Below are 16893 nucleotides of genomic sequence, written 5' to 3' on the forward strand. Positions count from 1 at the left end.
GAAGGTTGAAGCAGGAACAGGATACAATCAGGATCAGGCTTATGAATGTAGATGACATTGATGCTGTTTATGAAATTGAAACGCAATCCTTTGCAACACCTTGGCTGAAGGAATCCTTTCACAATGAATTGACTCAAAATCATTTTGCCAAATATCTTATTGTAGAATTTGACCAGAAAATTATCGGCTATTGCGGACTGTGGATCATTATGGATGAGGCTCAAGTAACGAATATTGCCGTATTGCCGGACTATAGAGGGAATAAGATTGGTGAAACATTGCTGAAACAGGCAATTGGAATGGCAAAGGAATATGGTGCAGGGAAAATTTCTCTAGAAGTACGAGTCTCAAATCATGTCGCACAATCTTTGTACACGAAGCTCGGTTTTCAGCCCGGCGGAATTAGAAAACGGTATTATACTGATAACGGGGAAGATGCGTTAGTAATGTGGGTGAATTTAAAATGACTGGAAAAGATCAATATATATTAGGAATCGAGACGAGCTGTGATGAAACGGCTGTATCGATTGTGAAAAACGGACGGGAAATCATTTCGAATGTTGTTGCTTCTCAAATTGAAAGCCATAAACGTTTTGGAGGCGTTGTACCTGAGATCGCATCAAGACATCATGTTGAGCAGCTGACACTTGTGCTTGAAGAAGCGATGCAGCAGGCTGAAATGACATTTAAAGACCTGGATGCCATCGCAGTTACGGAAGGACCGGGACTTGTTGGAGCGCTATTGATTGGAGTCAATGCGGCAAAAGCGCTGGCATTTGCCCACCAGCTGCCATTAATAGGCGTTCATCATATTGCCGGTCATATCTATGCAAACCAGCTGATCTCGGAACTGCAGTTTCCTTTACTTTCGCTTGTTGTATCCGGGGGACATACTGAACTTGTTTATATGAAAGAACATGGATCATTTGAAGTAATTGGAGAAACACTTGATGATGCTGCAGGAGAAGCGTATGACAAAGTGGCAAGAACGCTTCATCTGCCTTATCCTGGGGGACCTCATATAGACCGGATGGCAGCGGAAGGATCTCCTGTCATCAATTTACCGAGAGCCTGGCTTGAGCCGGATTCTTACAACTTCAGCTTCAGCGGCTTGAAATCAGCTGTCATCAATACTCTTCACAATGCAGAGCAGCGGGGTGAAGTCATTGATCCCAATGATTTAGCGGCAAGCTTTCAGGCGAGCGTTATCGATGTTCTTGTCACAAAGACAGCATCAGCATCTGAGAAATACAAGGTAAAGCAGGTTCTTCTTGCTGGAGGTGTAGCAGCCAATCGCGGTTTAAGGGCTGCTTTAGAAGAGAAGTTTAAAGAATTTCAGGATGTAGAGCTGCTGATTCCGCCATTATCTCTTTGTACAGACAATGCAGCGATGATTGCTGCTGCTGGAAGCGTCCTTTTTGCAAAGGGACACAGAGGCAATTTGAGAATGAATGCGAACCCTGGACTGGAACTGCCTAGTTAATATGTTGTATTAACATGTTATCCACATGCAGTCTAATAACATTATTTCGCTTTTAGAAAAGCTTGTGGAATAAGCATTGGATAACCTGTGGACAATGTGGATAAAAAAGCGCTATTTTGTGGATAATGTGAATAAAAGAGTGAAAACCTTATAAAATAAGATTTCCTTATGTGGATAACTAAAAAACTCAGTGCTATCATCGGCACTGAGTTTTTTTTGATTCATGAAATATGTGTATAAGCTGTTAATCCTCTTGAAGCTGTTCCCATTCATTCATTAAATGTTCGAGTTCTTGTTGATAACCATCGTTTTCCGTGTTGATTTCCTGCACTTTCGTATGGTTTTGATAAATCTCCGGATCACATAACAGCTCTTCATTCTTCTCGATCTGCTGTTCAACGAATGAGATTCGCTCTTCTACTTCCTGCAGTCTTCTTTGTTTTTGTCTTGCCAGTTTTTTTGCTTCTTTATCTTGTTCATAGGATAGCTTGTTTTGATTTTCTTTAGGCTTCAAATCAGGAACTGCATCAAGTGCTGCAAGCTCCAGCTGTTCTGCCTTTTTAGTTTGATAATAATCATAGTCGCCCAGATATTCATAGACGCCGTTTGCTGATAGTTCATATACTTTGGTCGCAATGCGATTAATGAAATATCGGTCATGGGAAACAAATAGGATTGTGCCTGGATAATCAATCAGGGCATTTTCCAGAACTTCTTTACTGTCAAGATCGAGATGGTTTGTCGGTTCGTCAAGGATGAGCAGATTTGCCTTTTGCAGCATAAGCTTGGCAAGAGCTAGCCGTGCTTTTTGCCCTCCGCTTAAAGTAGATACATTCTTTAAAACATCGTCGCCTGAAAATAGAAAATTGCCGAGTACGGTACGGATTTCTTTTTCAGCAAGCATTGGATATTCATCCCACAATTCATCAAGCACGCGTTTGTTTGAAGTTAAATTTGCCTGCTCCTGATCGTAATAACCGATTTTCACTCCTGAACCTATTTCAAATGCTCCTTTAAATGGAGCCATCTTATCAATGATTGTTTTTAGAAGCGTAGATTTGCCTATTCCATTTGGACCGACAAGAGCAATGCTGTCACCTCTTGAGATGGAAAAAGAAACGTTTGAGATGATTGGCTGCACACCATCATATGAAACGGCTATATCTTTGGCTTTCAGCACATCATTGCCGCTTTGTCTTTCAATATCAAAACGGAAGTGAGCTGATTTTTCATCTCCTAGAGGCCTGTCCATCAGTTCCATGCGGTCCAGTTTTTTTCTGCGGCTTTGAGCGCGTTTTGTAGTAGACGCTCTGGCCATATTCTTTTGGATGAAATCTTTCAGCTTTGCCACTTCATCCTGCTGTTTTTCGAAGAGTTTTAATTCACGCTCATAGTTTTCTGCGCTTTGCTCTAAGTAGCGGCTGTAGTTTCCTGCATATTTAATACTGGTGTTTCTCGAAATTTCGTAGACCTGGTTTACGACTTTATCTAGAAAATAGCGGTCATGGGAAACGATTAAAATCGCTCCGCTGTAGCTTTGCAGATATTGCTCGAGCCAGGAAAGTGTTTCTATATCCAGATGGTTCGTCGGCTCATCCAGCACTAATAAGTCAGGGCTTGTTAAAAGCAGCTTGCCAAGTGCCAGACGCGTTTTCTGGCCTCCGCTCAGACGCTCGATAGGAGAAGAGACATCGAATTCCGCGAAACCCAGCCCGTGGAGTACTGAGCGGATATCCGCTTCATATTGATAGCCGCCTTTTTCTTTAAATTCAATTTGCAGACGGTCGTATTCTTTCAAGTATTGGTCAAATTCGCGCTGTGCGGGATCTGTATTGGCCATTTTTAGCTCAAGATCACGCATGGATTGTTCCATATCTTTTAAAAACTGAAACACAGAAACCATTTCATCCCAAATCGATAGACTGGATTCGAGACCCGTATCCTGCGCAAGGTACCCGATTGAGACACCTTTTGGCTTGATAATCTCTCCGGATTCGTAAGAAAGCTGACCTGCAATAATTTTGAGCAGGGTTGATTTTCCGGCCCCGTTTCGGCCGACAAGAGCAATTCTATCCCTTGTTTGAACTTCAAGTTTGATATTCGATAATATAAGATCAGCTGCAAAATATTTCGTCAGCTGGTTAATTTGTAGCAAAATCATGTATTTTCACCTCAGGCTATGATAGTTTAAGTGTAGCTTATAGAAGAGAGAGCCGCAATGATTGTAGCTTTCAAGGGGCAGACATTTGTCACAATAAGTAAAAAGACAGATTTGTAAAAATAGTGTATAGTCTAGTATGAGGGGCGTTAAAAGATGTCAAATTTTACTCATTTTAACCAGCAGGGCAGAGCCAAGATGGTTGATATATCAAACAAGCATGATTCTGTGCGCACCGCTGTGGCTGTTTCAAGCGTTGTCATGAAAGAACATGTATATGAACAAATTGTAAATAATAAGCTCCAAAAAGGGGACGTGCTGGCTGTTGCCCAGGTAGCAGGCATCATGGCTGCCAAAAACACATGGAACATCATTCCAATGTGCCACCCGATTCCGCTTAAGGGAATTGATATTGAATTCCAATGGAAAAAAGAGAACGATCTTTTCCATCTGATGATTGCTGCGTCTGTGAAAACAACAGGAAGTACAGGTGTGGAAATGGAAGCGCTAACTTCCGCTTCAGTCTGTGCCCTGACCGTGTATGATATGTGTAAAGCACTTGATAAAGGGTTAATCATCGGACCTGCCTATTTATCTGTAAAAACGGGCGGGAAAAGCGGAGATTATACACGAGACGAAGATGTAGCTTTGAATGTGGGGGATAGAATGTGAACAACATCGAACAATCGAAAATTCCGCAAGCTACTGCTAAGCGCTTGCCTTTATACTATCGTTTTTTAAAGAATCTTCATGCATCAGGGAAACAGCGTGTATCTTCAGCAGAGCTGAGCGATGCGGTAAAAGTGGATTCTGCAACGATCCGCAGGGATTTTTCTTACTTTGGAGCCCTTGGCAAAAAGGGATATGGGTATAATGTTAATTATCTTCTGTCTTTTTTCAGAAAAACGCTCGATCAGGACGAAGTGACAAAAGTTACCTTGATAGGTGTCGGTAATCTAGGCACAGCCTTTTTGCATTATAATTTTACTAAGAATAATAATACGTTAATCTCACTTGCCTTTGATGTCGATGAGAAAAAGATCGGCACTGAAATCGGAGATGTGCCTATTTATAATCTGGATGATCTTGAGGAACACCTTCCTGATGATGTGACCGTGGCGATTTTAACGGTTCCGGCACAGGCTGCCCAGCCCATTACAGACAGGCTGATTGCAAAAGGAATTAAAGGGATTCTGAATTTTACTCCGGCACGGTTAAATGTACCCGAGGAAATACGAATTCATCATATTGATCTTGCAGTAGAACTGCAATCACTCGTGTACTTTTTGAAACACTATCCTAACGCTTAAGAATTGAGGTGAATGATATGCCTACTATCGGTTTTGGAAGTTTATTGCTGATTGTTTTTGCTGCACTTTTAATCTTCGGGCCAAAGAAACTGCCGGAGCTTGGAAAAGCGGTCGGAAATTCATTGCGTGAATTTAAGCATGCAACGAAGGGTCTCTCGGATGATGAAGATAAAAAGAAAGAAGAGAAGTAAGATAGGATGAAAGCTGTCATGAAACAAAACGAAATGTCGGTTTACGATCACATTGCCGAGCTGAGGAAAAGGCTGATCATTACGGTTTTTTTCCTTTTCATCTCTGTGATTGCAGGCTTTTTGTTAGCAAAGCCGATTATCATCTATTTACAGCATACGAATGAAGCACAGAACTTAACGCTGAATTCATTCCGAATGACCGATCCGCTTATGGTCTATATGCAATTCGCGTTTATCATTGCATTTATTATTACATCTCCAATTATTCTTTATCAGCTGTGGGCATTCATTAGTCCAGGTCTCTATGAAAAAGAAAGACGGGTCACGCTGAGCTATATTCCAATCTCCATTGGACTGTTTCTTGCCGGCATCAGCTTCTCGTACTTTTTGCTCTTTCCATTTGTCGTGGATTTCATGGAGGGGATCTCCAATGACTTAGAGATTAATCAAGTCATTGGCATCAACGAATACTTTCAGTTTTTAATTCAGCTGACAGTGCCGTTTGGACTGCTGTTTCAGCTTCCGGTTGTCATCATGTTCTTAACGAGGCTTGGCATCGTAACACCGATGTTCCTCTCGAAAATCAGGAAATATGCGTACTTTGCCCTTCTCGTCATTGCAGCGCTGATTACACCGCCGGAGCTTGTCTCGCATCTCATGGTTTCCGTACCGCTGTTTATCCTTTATGAGATAAGCATCGTTGTCTCAAGATTTGCTTACCGCAAGGCGCAGCGCACACAGTTTGAAGAAGCAAATAAAGAAGGGTGATCCTGTTAATAGGATCACCCCTTCTTTTTATTTTTTCTTCGTTTTAACTTTATAAGAGAGATTGAACATTCTAAATGCTACTCCAAGATCAAACGTAGCGATTAACATTAGCAGAATTGTCGGAAACGACCAGATCCCGCTTTCTGAACTGTTTACGGCAAGATAGGTAAACAGAATACCCATTGCCAAGTAAAAGACTCCCATTGAAATTGGGCTTGTTCTCATGCTTACATGCCTCCAAAAATAAATTGCATTTGTTCTGCCTTCTTCATCATTTCCTCAAGCTGCTCCCGGTTTGATTGCAGAATGACAACAAACGTATTCATCGCAACATGGGCAAAAATAGGGACCATGAGGCGCTTCGTTTTTACATATAGAAAAGCAAACACAAACCCCATGGATCCATAAAGAAGAAGATGCTGAGGTTCACCGTGAACAAGTGCGAATACAATCGAACTGATCAGTGCGGACAAAAAGAAATTCATGCGCTGATACAAAGCGCCGAATAAAATTTTTCTGAAAATGATTTCTTCCAGGATTGGGCCGATGATGGAAGTGACCACTATAAGCAAAGGCGTTACCTTCAATACTTCCATAATGACCTTTGTATTTTCTGATTCACCTTCAATGCCAAACACCTGAATTTCTATATTAGCGGCAATCACTTGAACAGACAGCGCCATGAACACTCCGCCTACAGCCCATAAAAAGGATGGACCAGCTGGAGCGGCATCGCCCCTTAGATCATTGCTTTTAAAATGGCTTCGCAGGAGAAGAAGTACGATCACAAAGGCTGCCTGCAAAACTGAACACGGTCCAATAGCCTGATGCTGTTATCTGCGCCATGCGCATCGATTCTTCATCCCCGACGCCAAGCTTAAGCAGAAGCGGAATACCGAGAATGCCTGAAAACTGCATGACGATATATGTCAAAATAATAAGCCAGTATTCTTTCTTCAAATGAACGACTCCTTTAACTTGCCGGATGGTTAAGTCAGTAAAAGCAAAATTTCAGCTAGGCATAATTGTACCATAAATAAGGCCGGATGTAGGAGGATAACGCCTTTAGAGTATGCAGAAGCGGCTAGAAACATGTGAAAGCGGGATAAGGAAAAGGATTTCAATTTTTTTTAACATATTACTTGAATTTGAATGAGAGATTATATAATATAGTACTTGTGTTAGCACTCAAGACATATGAGTGCTAATAAAATGAAAATTTAAATTAATGAAATCTTGAGGAGGTTGTTTCACTTGTTAAAGCCATTAGGTGATCGTGTCGTAATTGAGCTTGTACAATCTGAAGAAAAAACTGCTAGTGGGATCGTACTGCCGGATAGTGCGAAAGAAAAACCGCAAGAAGGTAAAGTAGTGGCAGTAGGTACTGGTCGTGTGCTTGACAACGGTGAGCGTGTTGCTCTTGAAGTTGCAGAAGGCAATCGTATCATCTTCTCAAAATACTCTGGTACAGAAGTGAAGTATGAGGGTTCTGAATACTTAATCTTACGCGAAAGCGACATTTTAGCAGTTATCGGCTAATTAATAAATTTCCAATATCATAGAACATTATTCTTAGGAGGTAATGGAACATGGCTAAAGACATTAAATTCAGTGAAGACGCTCGCCGCGCAATGCTGCGCGGGGTTGATGCACTTGCTAATGCAGTTAAAGTTACGCTTGGACCAAAAGGACGCAACGTGGTTCTTGAAAAGAAATTCGGTTCTCCGCTTATTACAAATGACGGTGTAACAATTGCAAAAGAAATCGAGCTTGAAGATGCATTCGAAAATATGGGTGCAAAGCTTGTTGCTGAAGTTGCAAGCAAAACAAACGATGTTGCCGGTGATGGAACAACAACTGCAACAGTTCTTGCTCAGGCAATGATCCGCGAAGGTCTTAAAAACGTAACAGCTGGCGCTAACCCAATGGGGATCCGCAAAGGAATCGAAAAAGCTGTTGTCATTGCAACAGAAGAATTAAAAGCGATCTCTAAACCAATCGAAAGCAAAGAATCAATTGCTCAAGTAGCTGCGATTTCTGCTGCTGACGATGAAGTAGGCCAATTGATTGCTGAAGCGATGGAGCGCGTTGGAAACGACGGCGTTATCACAATCGAAGAATCAAAAGGCTTCACAACTGAGCTTGAAGTAGTTGAAGGTATGCAATTCGACCGCGGATATGCATCTCCTTACATGGTTACGGATTCAGATAAAATGGAAGCTGTCCTTGACAACCCATACATCTTAATCACTGATAAAAAAATCACGAACATTCAAGAGATCCTGCCTGTATTAGAGCAAGTTGTTCAACAAGGCAAGCCTCTATTATTGATTGCTGAAGATGTTGAAGGTGAAGCTCTTGCTACATTAGTAGTGAACAAACTTCGCGGAACATTCAATGCAGTAGCTGTTAAGGCTCCTGGATTCGGTGACCGCCGCAAAGCAATGCTTGAAGATATCTCAGTTCTTACTGGCGGAGAAGTGATCACTGAAGATCTAGGCTTAGATCTTAAATCAGCGAACATCACTCAACTTGGCCGCGCTTCTAAAGTTGTTGTGACAAAAGAAAACACAACAATCGTTGAAGGTGCTGGAGAGTCTGACAAAATTGCAGGCCGCGTAAAACAAATCCGTGCTCAATTAGAAGAAACAACTTCTGAGTTCGATAAAGAAAAATTACAAGAACGTCTAGCTAAATTAGCTGGCGGTGTAGCAGTTATCAAAGTTGGTGCTGCAACTGAAACAGAACTAAAAGAGCGCAAACTCCGCATTGAAGATGCCCTTAACTCTACTCGCGCTGCAGTAGAAGAAGGTATCGTATCAGGCGGTGGTACTGCCCTTGTAAATGTATACAACAAAGTAGCATCAGTAGAAGGCGAAGGCGATTTCGCAACAGGCGTAAACATCGTATTGCGCGCTCTAGAAGAGCCAGTACGTCAAATCGCACACAACGCTGGTCTTGAAGGCTCAGTTATCGTTGAGCGTCTAAAGCATGCTGAAGTAGGAACTGGCTTCAACGCTGCAACTGGCGCATGGGTAAACATGATTGAAGCTGGTATCGTTGACCCAACAAAAGTAACACGTTCAGCTCTTCAAAACGCTGCATCTGTAGCGGCTATGTTCTTAACTACTGAAGCAGTAGTTGCTGACAAGCCTGAAGAAAACGCTCCTGCAATGCCTGATATGGGCGGCATGGGTGGAATGGGCGGCATGATGTAATCATTGCCCAAAATATATGAGGGTTTTATGAGAGTGAGGAGTGGAATGCTAACATCTTGCTAAAATTTCTCTCCTAAAATTAGAGGTTTCTCATTAGTTGTGCAAACTTGTGAGAAGCCTCTTTTTTCATTTCTTTTGTTACGTGGAGATAGACGTTTTTCGTTGTGGCATCATCACAGTGGCCTAACCGATCCATAATCTCTTCCAAGCCTACCTTTGCTTCTGCTAATAATGATGTATGTGTATGGCGCAAAGAGTGAGTAGTGAGTTCTGAATTTAAGCCAGCCAACTTTAGCATCCTTGCCATTCTGTTTTCTACGGTCTTGACGAAAATAGGATAGCCAGGTTGTTTTTCTTTCTTGGCAAAAATGTATCCTTCGTCCAAATATGATTCTCCAAAGTGCTCCTGAACTTTCTTCTGTCCTAGCATGTGCTTCTTGAGGGCAGCAATGACTTCTATATCTACTACAATGGTCCTTTTAGATTTTCTGGTCTTTGGCGGTACTAATTGATATTCCAGCGTTTTGTTCGTCGAATTGTAATACGTTTTCGTAATACTGATGGTGTGTTCCTCGAAGTCGATGTCTTTCCATTTTAGAGCCACCAGTTCACCAGCACGCATCCCTGTGTATGAAAGGGTAAGATGGCCTTCTTGAAAATCATTCTGGTAAGGCTCAACGTGTTTAATAGAGTTATTTCCATTGGACTTAAAAGAGGGGTTCGAAAATCTTTACAAGATTTTCGAACCCCTCTTTTATTAATTAATATGTATTTGATTACAACGCTAATACCTTTAAGAATAACCAAGTAACCGCCAAGTGTTGCTTTATATTTTTTGTGCTTAGTCTATATTAAAACAACGCTTTAAAACCTTTAGAAATGTAATTGCTTAGTTTGTTATATGACATTTTATTAAGTTTTTTGTTGGAAGAAAATGATATAATTGTAAAAAAGATTAATTCAAAGTGTAATAAGAAGAGGTTATTAAGTTCTAAAATAATAAATCATACCTTAAATGAAGTAGAGAGGTTAAATTATGGCATATACGGTTAAATCTACAGAAAAACTAAAAAAACCAGGAGCTGATATGGAAACAAAAGCTCTTCTTTACTTGATGAATTTCTGCATTGACAGTAATGAAATTCATTATTTTGTAATTGATTTTTTTAATGATTTAACAGGTATGGATAGAGCATCTTCTAAACTTTGGGACATACAATCCAAAGGGGCTTCTAGTTCATCACCTAAGGCTATAGGTAAAGAACTAGTAACACTATATAAAAATTATTTAAGTGATTTAACTTTTGACAGTTATATTCTCTTCTTAGGCGGAGTTTCTAGTAGTCTGAGAATAGATGATGCTAAAAATGTCTTTGGCATAGAAAACATTAAACAGAAAGCACTTAAAAATTTAATAGATGGCCTAAAAGAAGAAAGTCAGGATAAAACCTATATTGATAATACTATGATATCAGATGATTCCATTGATATTTTTTTAAAGAGTATTTTATTCGTAATTGACGACAAAAAGCCGAGCGATTATGTGCAAGCAATAATTAAAGATCACCCTCACATTATACCTAAAGAGGTTGTTCTCAACTCCATTTTTAATGAGATTCGAGATCAACAATCTAGTAAAAAAAACGGCCATGTAGTAGAGGGAATTGTTATTTCTACATGTGATGAAGCACTTAACTATTACCGACACCTAACAAACAATGAAATTAGGCTAATGACATTGCAAAGAATTATTAATCGTGATCCTATATCAATGGGAGTACCATTTCCGTTTACACCGATACTAAGCCAATGTCCTCCAGAAAAACAAAAAGATATGCTTGATGAATGTCAAAGGACATTATGTAGAGCACTATTTAATAAAAATGCTGCGCAAAGTTTTTGGGAGATATTTGAACAAATATACCTTCTAATCATAGAACACCCAACCTATGGTGTCCAAGAGTTGTTCAAAAAAATAGATTTAGAATTAATTTATAATTGTCCTGATTTTGATACGCTTTCAGTTAAGTATTTTATTGCAGTTATAAAGGAGGGCATTCAACAATGTTCATAAAAAAGATAGCGGTAGGAAACTCAGAAGAATCCTTTATAGAGGATTCCTTATCTGAGAATTTCAACATAATTTCTAGTGACGACAACAATAAAGGGAAAACAATAATCATACAATCGCTTATGTATGCTTTAGGAAATGAGCCAACATTCCCATCGTCATTTTTTTATAAAAGTTATTTTCATTTTGTTGAATTTCAAATACATAAGGATACATATAAAATTTGTAGAAAAAGCGACGGTTTTGTCCTTCAAACACCTTCTGAGTTAATGATATTTGATAATGTATCTGAATTAAAAAGATATTGGAACAAGCATATTTTTAAGTTACCTCATATTTACAAAAAGGAGAGGATAAGGATAGTAGATCCTGTCCTTTTCTTGCAGATTTTTTTTGTTGGTCAAGATAAAAAGGATACCTTTAATGTTTCAAATTCTGGGTTTTATAACAAGACTGACTTTATTAATATGCTTTTCAGTCTTTGTAATTTGGGTTCGATACATCAAGACGATGAAGATATAGAAATTGCTGAAAAACGCACCTCCGTATTGAAAGAGGAACGAAAAAATCTCTTAAAACAAAATAAAATTTTAAAATCTAATAAAACTGCTGTGAATTACTTAAGCTCAATCAGTGATAAAGAATCTTTTGATGGAAAAATCAAATTAATTGATAACATTAGTAATAAAATAGCTGAACTACGAAAGGAACGAAATGTTTCAGCAACCAGAAAAATTCGGTGGGAAACAACTATCAAGGAACTTCGCTCATTAAATAGAACTCTTGATGTTGGAGAATTGAAGTGTATGGATTGTAGCTCTACAAATATCTCATTTAGCACAGCAAAGAAAAAATCTTTTAACTTTGACGTATCATCAGTTGAGATGAGGAATGAAATTATTCATTCAATAAATGAAAAAATAGATTCTTATGAAGAGGAAATACAGAAATTAATTATATTAATAAATAAGGAACAAGAAAAACTGCAAAAAATGATGTCTGACGACGACATTTCTCTCGAAACCATTGTCATTTACAAGTCACAGACTACTGATGCTTTAGATGCCGAATCTAGGATAAAAGAAATTGATGCACAGTTAGATGCACTAAAAGACCAAATTAATTTATATGAGGTAACCTCAAAAAAGGAGAAAGAACAACAAACGAAACTTTTAGAATCTATAACTTCTCTCATAAGAGAAATATATACTACCATTGACCATAGCAGTAATGCTATTATAGAGGGCCTATTTACCAAACGAGATGAAGTATTATCTGGTAGCGAAGCAACTATATTTCATCTTGCTAAGCTGTATGCTCTTCAAAAATGCACAAATCATACCTTTCCAATAATTGTTGATTCTTTTAGGGCTGAAGATTTATCAACTAATAAAGAAAATAAAGTATTAGATTTATATAAAAAACTACCCAATCAAAAGATTTTCACTACAACTTTAAAATTTGAAGAAATGAACAAGTATGATGACATAAGTTTTATAAAAAGTATTGATTATACTGACCATATTCCGAGTAAAATACTTGGTAAATCATCCAACGATGAATTCAAAAAAATACTTTCAGGTTTATCCATTAAAATTGATTAGGCACAAAACTAATTTATAAAACTGCAACTTGTGCTTATAGGTTGACAGAAAACAATACCAGGAGTTTTGTAAATATATTAATGAATCATCGAGTTTGGTGCTTAAGAAGAATTATTTGTGTTGCCACATACACTCCACACATGTGGAAGTAGTCGCAAAAATAATTTTGAAAGAAGGTAACTAACCCTTCCAAAGGTGCCTGCCACTTACCCATTTCTTATCGTAATTTTACAAAATTTGGGGCGTGCTAGACACTTGGATTATACAGGTATATCAATAATTTTGAAAATTTATAAATGAATTCTTATTTTGGTTTTAGGAGTGTTTGAAATTGTTAAAAAAAGATGAGTTTCTAAAAAAATATCGTATTGATGGACAAATTCTAATTGAACAAAATATTGATTGGGATGTATTAAAAGGAATATATAATGATTTTATAAAAATTAAAAAGAGTTTAGAAACTCAAGCTGCCTTTATATCGGATGTTTTAAGAGGACATAGTAAGGTACATACAGTTAGGTCACGTGTAAAAGATCCTGAACATTTGGTTGCAAAACTTATAAGAAAAACTCAAGAGAGAAAAGAAGTTAGAGATAAAGATTTCCAATTTTCTATAGAAAATTATAAAGATGAAATAACAGATTTAATTGGTGTTAGGGCTATTCACATATTTAAGGAAGATTGGCAAGATATACATAAATTTATTACTACAACTTGGAATGTTATTGAGGTGAAAGCCAACGTAAGAGAAGGGGACAGTACTGAGCCTTTTGACAAATTAGGGGTTGAGATCGACAAAAGAAAAACAGGATATAGGTCTGTTCATTATTTAATTGAGTTCAGCCCAACAAATCAAAAGGTTATAGCTGAAATTCAGGTAAGAACTATATTTGAAGAAGGTTATGGCGAAATTGATCACCACCTAAGATATCCACACAATGATGTACCAGAAGTATTGGAATTAAATCTACTTATGCTAAATAGAGTAGCTGGAAGCTCCGATGAAATGGCTTCATTTATTAATCATCTTAAGAACACTTGGCAAGAAATGATTGGAAATTACGAAAAACAGATAAAAGATTTAGAACAAGTTGTCGAAAAATCTAATATGGAAAAACAGGACAAACAAACTGCTCTAAGTGAAATTGAAGGCATTAAGAAAAATTTTAATGATGATCTGTTAAAAACTAGCGTCAATTTATCTTCATTTAGATCAGCGGATATGAGCGCCTTAACAAGAGCTTTGGCTTCTCCAATTTCAAATAATATTTCAAGTGCACTCGGCGCACTAAGTGGTAATCTTTCCAATGCACTGATAACACAAAATGCTGGTTCATTAACCAATGCTTTAAGTGGACTAGATACAAGTGCTTTAACAAAAGCAATGCAAACTGCAAATGTTAGTTCATTATCCAATGCTTTAAGTGGACTAGATACAAGTGTTTTAACAAAAGCAATGCAAACTGCAAACGTTAGTTCCTTATCCAATGCTCTAAGTGGATTAGATAAAAGTGCATTAAAAAAAGCAGTGAATACTACTAATGAAAAATCCGTGTTAGGTCAATCAACAATTTTGGGTCATAGTTCTGTAACGAAAAATCCAAAAGAAACAGAGACTGAAGATACTAAAACAGAGACTGATGATAAACCAGAAGAGGAATAACAAGTTATGATGTCAATAATAATTTTATGATGTATATATTATGCTTAGGGGGAACAGCTAATATGTTCTGTTTTCCGGTTTTTATATTCAGATATATACGTAGAGTGGCGGTTGCGTGGGTTTAACACAATTTGTTTTTCAAACATCATATCTCATATATTAAGACATTCGTTCGCAATATCGTTTATTAGGTTCATCAGTGAACCAGAAGTTTCGTCATATAATCGTCTTTATTCGTACATTTACATTAAAGGTAAATGTTGTAAAATTACCGAGCGTCTCTTGTGTTGCTACATATACTCCACACATATGGAGATTTAAAAGCGATGCAAACAAAATCTGCACCGCTTCATTTAAGAAACGTCAAGTTAAATGCAAAGCATTGATTGCAAACAACTTGCTAACGAAGTAAATCAGGGTTAAAGATAGTACACCTTATGCCTGCATAATGTTGATTTAACGGGACTTTCTTCTACCTCAGTTAAAGATATTACTGTATAAAACTATATTGGCGTCATGATGTAATCATTGCCCAAAAACCTGAGATAGCATAATTTGCTATCATCAGAAAAATGAGAGGCTTCCCAATAGGATTTGGGAAGCCTCTTTTTTTTTGTTCTAATGACGTAATCTCTTGGAGGAATAACATAACTAGAGAGAAACTTTATATATATCTGATAAAAAACCGAAGGAGATTTTGAATGAAGATAAAAGAAGAGTTTAAATACCTCAAATACTTTTATAATGGATACTACAATCAGTCATATGATGACATATTAGATGATCGATTTATTGATTCTAAAGATCTGGAGAATGATTGGTAGATACAAAAATTGAGGGAAGATATCAGTAAGCTCGAGCAGGTCTTCATTCAAGAAGATATTGAAAAATGGAATGAAGTCGAAGCATTGGTTCATGATGACAGCTTAAGATATCTTCCATATAGTTTTGGAGAAGAATTTATTAGAACTGCAAAAAGACACTTATTTTAATTGAATATAATGTACTTTACAAAAGTGATATGGAAGTGTTGTATGCAATTAAGAACCGCAAGATAGAAAAACATTAACACTTGACCAACAGCCAACTCTAACAGTTACCATGGTTTCATAAGAGCAAAAAGAGGTATAGAAACATAGAGAGTATTGTGCTCTATACTTTGCTTTCTCTTAATCTGAAACTATCATTCTGGAGGTTTTTTAATGATTACTGCTAAAGCAAGAGCTGTTGACGGGCCGGACAAACCTTTTAAAGAGGCTGAAATTACGCGTCGCGATTTGGATTCGAAGGATGTCTTGATTGAAATTAAATTTGCTGGGATCTGCCATTCTGACATTCATACGGCGCACGGGGAGTGGGGCGAGGTGAACTATCCGCTTGTTCCAGGACATGAGATTGCGGGAATTGTCACGGATGTAGGACCCGAGGTTACAAAATACAAGGTAGGTGACCGGGTAGGGGTCGGCTGTATGGTAGACTCCTGCGGTGATTGTGAGAACTGCCAGAAAGGGGAGGAACAATACTGCCTGAAAGGAAATGTTCCTACCTACGCGGGTGTCGACAAATACGGCGAGCCGACTCAGGGCGGTTACTCCACTCATATTGTTGTGGTTGAGGACTTTGTGCTGAGCATACCGGATGAGATTGAGCTTGATCAGGCTGCACCGCTTCTTTGTGCGGGAATTACGACCTTTTCACCGCTTCATCATTGGAAAGCAGGTCCAGGCAAAAAGGTAGCGGTTGTCGGTCTCGGCGGTCTTGGCCATATGGCCGTTAAGATTGCACACGCTATGGGTGCGGAAGTGACGGTGCTGTCCCAAAGCCTTAAGAAAAAAGAAGACGGCATGAGGTTCGGTGCCGCTGATTACTATGCCACAAGTGATCCGGAGACGTTTGAAAAGCTTGCCGGTACGTTTGACCTGATTATTAACACGGTAAGTGCCAAATTGAAGCTGGATGATTATCTTTCCCTTCTAGCACTTGACGGCAGCCTGGTAAACGTCGGTGCTCCGGCAGAACCGCTTTCCTTGAACGTGTTTTCTCTGATAGGTCACCGCCGTTCGTTTGCTGGCTCATTAATTGGCGGGATCCGTGAGACACAGAAGATGCTGAATTTCTGCGCTGAACATAACATTGGTCCAGAAATAGAAGTCATTTCAGCCGATCAAATTAACGAAGCATACGACCGTGTATTGAAATCGGATGTAAAGTACCGATTCGTCATTGATATTAGTACGATGTGATAGGACTATGTAAAAAAAGGGTCACCAAAAATTCAATTTTTGGTGACCCTTTTTAGTGCAATTGTTATTAGATTTTCAACTAAAAGGTATTAACCACCTGCGTATTCCCTATAATTCCTCTCTTTCCCAACCCACCCAAATCCTTCAACGCTTTTTACCTCCCCTTTACATTCTTATAAACGCC

The 16893-nt window shown here is 38.4% G+C and carries 15 protein-coding genes and 1 pseudogene; 12 read left to right on the plus strand and 4 right to left on the minus strand.

The genetic code is table 11. From position 1 onward, the window contains the following. Positions 1-5: 5 nt before the first annotated feature. Positions 6-467: a ribosomal protein S18-alanine N-acetyltransferase gene (gene rimI, locus AC3ISE_RS01495; RefSeq protein ID WP_489222771.1), complete on the plus strand. Its 462-nt coding sequence runs from the start codon at positions 6-8 to the stop codon at positions 465-467. Beyond that, positions 464-1483, plus strand: a complete 1020-nt coding sequence (tsaD, locus tag AC3ISE_RS01500) for a tRNA (adenosine(37)-N6)-threonylcarbamoyltransferase complex transferase subunit TsaD (protein ID WP_489222772.1) — start codon at positions 464-466, stop codon at positions 1481-1483. The genes rimI and tsaD overlap by 4 nt, the downstream gene beginning before the upstream one ends. A 244-nt stretch (positions 1484-1727) precedes the next feature. On the opposite strand, the gene AC3ISE_RS01505 is transcribed toward tsaD, so the two are convergent. Next, entirely contained in the window at positions 1728-3644 is a 1917-nt protein-coding gene (locus AC3ISE_RS01505) for an ABC-F family ATP-binding cassette domain-containing protein (protein WP_489222773.1), read from the minus strand. A 153-nt stretch (positions 3645-3797) separates the two neighbouring features. Here AC3ISE_RS01505 and moaC point away from each other — a divergent pair, with 153 nt between their 5' ends. From moaC to tatC, 4 genes are read left to right on the plus strand one after another with little or no spacing between them, the layout of a single operon-like run. Further along, entirely contained in the window at positions 3798-4313 is a 516-nt protein-coding gene (gene moaC / locus AC3ISE_RS01510; RefSeq protein ID WP_489222774.1) for a cyclic pyranopterin monophosphate synthase MoaC, read from the plus strand. Beyond that, positions 4310-4951 (plus strand): redox-sensing transcriptional repressor Rex, encoded by a 642-nt coding sequence (locus tag AC3ISE_RS01515; protein ID WP_070875293.1) that lies wholly within the window; start codon positions 4310-4312, stop codon positions 4949-4951. The genes moaC and AC3ISE_RS01515 overlap by 4 nt, the downstream gene beginning before the upstream one ends. A 17-nt stretch (positions 4952-4968) precedes the next feature. Further along, positions 4969-5142, plus strand: a complete 174-nt coding sequence (locus tag AC3ISE_RS01520; protein WP_489222775.1) for a twin-arginine translocase TatA/TatE family subunit — start codon at positions 4969-4971, stop codon at positions 5140-5142. A gap of 18 nt (positions 5143-5160) precedes the next feature. Continuing rightward, a complete protein-coding gene (tatC, locus tag AC3ISE_RS01525; RefSeq protein ID WP_070875301.1) occupies positions 5161-5910 on the plus strand; it encodes a twin-arginine translocase subunit TatC in 750 nt (249 codons plus the stop codon). Between the two features lie 27 nt (positions 5911-5937). On the opposite strand, the gene AC3ISE_RS01530 is transcribed toward tatC, so the two are convergent. Continuing rightward, positions 5938-6135: a YdiK family protein gene (locus AC3ISE_RS01530; RefSeq protein WP_133313875.1), complete on the minus strand. Its 198-nt coding sequence runs from the start codon at positions 6133-6135 to the stop codon at positions 5938-5940. 2 nt (positions 6136-6137) lie between these two features. Continuing rightward, positions 6138-6870 (minus strand): annotated as a pseudogene (locus tag AC3ISE_RS01535) (CPBP family intramembrane glutamic endopeptidase). Between the two features lie 294 nt (positions 6871-7164). On the opposite strand from AC3ISE_RS01535, the gene groES reads away from it, so the two are divergent. Together groES and groL are read left to right on the plus strand one after the other, a co-directional pair. Beyond that, complete coding sequence (gene groES / locus AC3ISE_RS01540) at positions 7165-7449, plus strand: co-chaperone GroES (RefSeq protein WP_489222776.1); 285 nt, start codon at positions 7165-7167, stop codon at positions 7447-7449. Between the two features lie 50 nt (positions 7450-7499). Further along, complete coding sequence (gene groL, locus AC3ISE_RS01545) at positions 7500-9128, plus strand: chaperonin GroEL (protein ID WP_309194664.1); 1629 nt, start codon at positions 7500-7502, stop codon at positions 9126-9128. Positions 9129-9207: 79 nt separating this feature from the next. Here the strand turns inward: groL and AC3ISE_RS01550 are convergent, their stop codons facing one another. Next, positions 9208-9750 carry a site-specific integrase gene (locus AC3ISE_RS01550; protein ID WP_489222777.1) on the minus strand — a complete coding sequence of 181 codons (543 nt, stop codon included), beginning with the start codon at positions 9748-9750 and terminating at the stop codon, positions 9208-9210. 414 nt (positions 9751-10164) lie between these two features. On the opposite strand from AC3ISE_RS01550, the gene AC3ISE_RS01555 reads away from it, so the two are divergent. The 4 genes from AC3ISE_RS01555 (at position 10165) to AC3ISE_RS01570 (ending at position 16709) form a co-directional block, all read left to right on the plus strand. Beyond that, the gene (locus AC3ISE_RS01555) at positions 10165-11202 is read left to right on the plus strand and encodes a hypothetical protein (protein WP_489222778.1); all 1038 of its coding nucleotides are present in this window, start codon (positions 10165-10167) and stop codon (positions 11200-11202) included. Next, the gene (locus tag AC3ISE_RS01560; protein WP_489222779.1) at positions 11193-12803 is read left to right on the plus strand and encodes a hypothetical protein; all 1611 of its coding nucleotides are present in this window, start codon (positions 11193-11195) and stop codon (positions 12801-12803) included. Before AC3ISE_RS01555 ends, AC3ISE_RS01560 begins: the two co-directional genes overlap by 10 nt. Positions 12804-13134: 331 nt before the next feature. Then, complete coding sequence (locus tag AC3ISE_RS01565) at positions 13135-14466, plus strand: RelA/SpoT domain-containing protein (RefSeq protein ID WP_489222780.1); 1332 nt, start codon at positions 13135-13137, stop codon at positions 14464-14466. Between the two features lie 1202 nt (positions 14467-15668). Next, on the plus strand, positions 15669-16709 hold the full coding sequence (locus tag AC3ISE_RS01570) for an NAD(P)-dependent alcohol dehydrogenase (RefSeq protein ID WP_489222781.1): 1041 nt from the start codon (positions 15669-15671) through the stop codon (positions 16707-16709). Positions 16710-16893 lie beyond the last annotated feature (184 nt).

This window comes from Metabacillus sp. KH_069 (genome assembly GCF_057838075.1).

Coding starts and splice junctions, on each gene's coding strand:
- tsaD (WP_489222772.1), top strand. CDS start 464: ATGACTGGAAAAGATCAATATATATTAGGAATCGAGACGAGCTGTGAT.
- AC3ISE_RS01505 (WP_489222773.1), bottom strand. CDS start 3,644: ATGATTTTGCTACAAATTAACCAGCTGACGAAATATTTTGCAGCTGAT.
- moaC (WP_489222774.1), top strand. CDS start 3,798: ATGTCAAATTTTACTCATTTTAACCAGCAGGGCAGAGCCAAGATGGTT.
- AC3ISE_RS01520 (WP_489222775.1), top strand. CDS start 4,969: ATGCCTACTATCGGTTTTGGAAGTTTATTGCTGATTGTTTTTGCTGCA.
- tatC (WP_070875301.1), top strand. CDS start 5,161: ATGAAACAAAACGAAATGTCGGTTTACGATCACATTGCCGAGCTGAGG.
- AC3ISE_RS01530 (WP_133313875.1), bottom strand. CDS start 6,135: ATGAGAACAAGCCCAATTTCAATGGGAGTCTTTTACTTGGCAATGGGT.
- groL (WP_309194664.1), top strand. CDS start 7,500: ATGGCTAAAGACATTAAATTCAGTGAAGACGCTCGCCGCGCAATGCTG.
- AC3ISE_RS01550 (WP_489222777.1), bottom strand. CDS start 9,750: ATGCGTGCTGGTGAACTGGTGGCTCTAAAATGGAAAGACATCGACTTC.
- AC3ISE_RS01555 (WP_489222778.1), top strand. CDS start 10,165: ATGGCATATACGGTTAAATCTACAGAAAAACTAAAAAAACCAGGAGCT.
- AC3ISE_RS01560 (WP_489222779.1), top strand. CDS start 11,193: ATGTTCATAAAAAAGATAGCGGTAGGAAACTCAGAAGAATCCTTTATA.
- AC3ISE_RS01570 (WP_489222781.1), top strand. CDS start 15,669: ATGATTACTGCTAAAGCAAGAGCTGTTGACGGGCCGGACAAACCTTTT.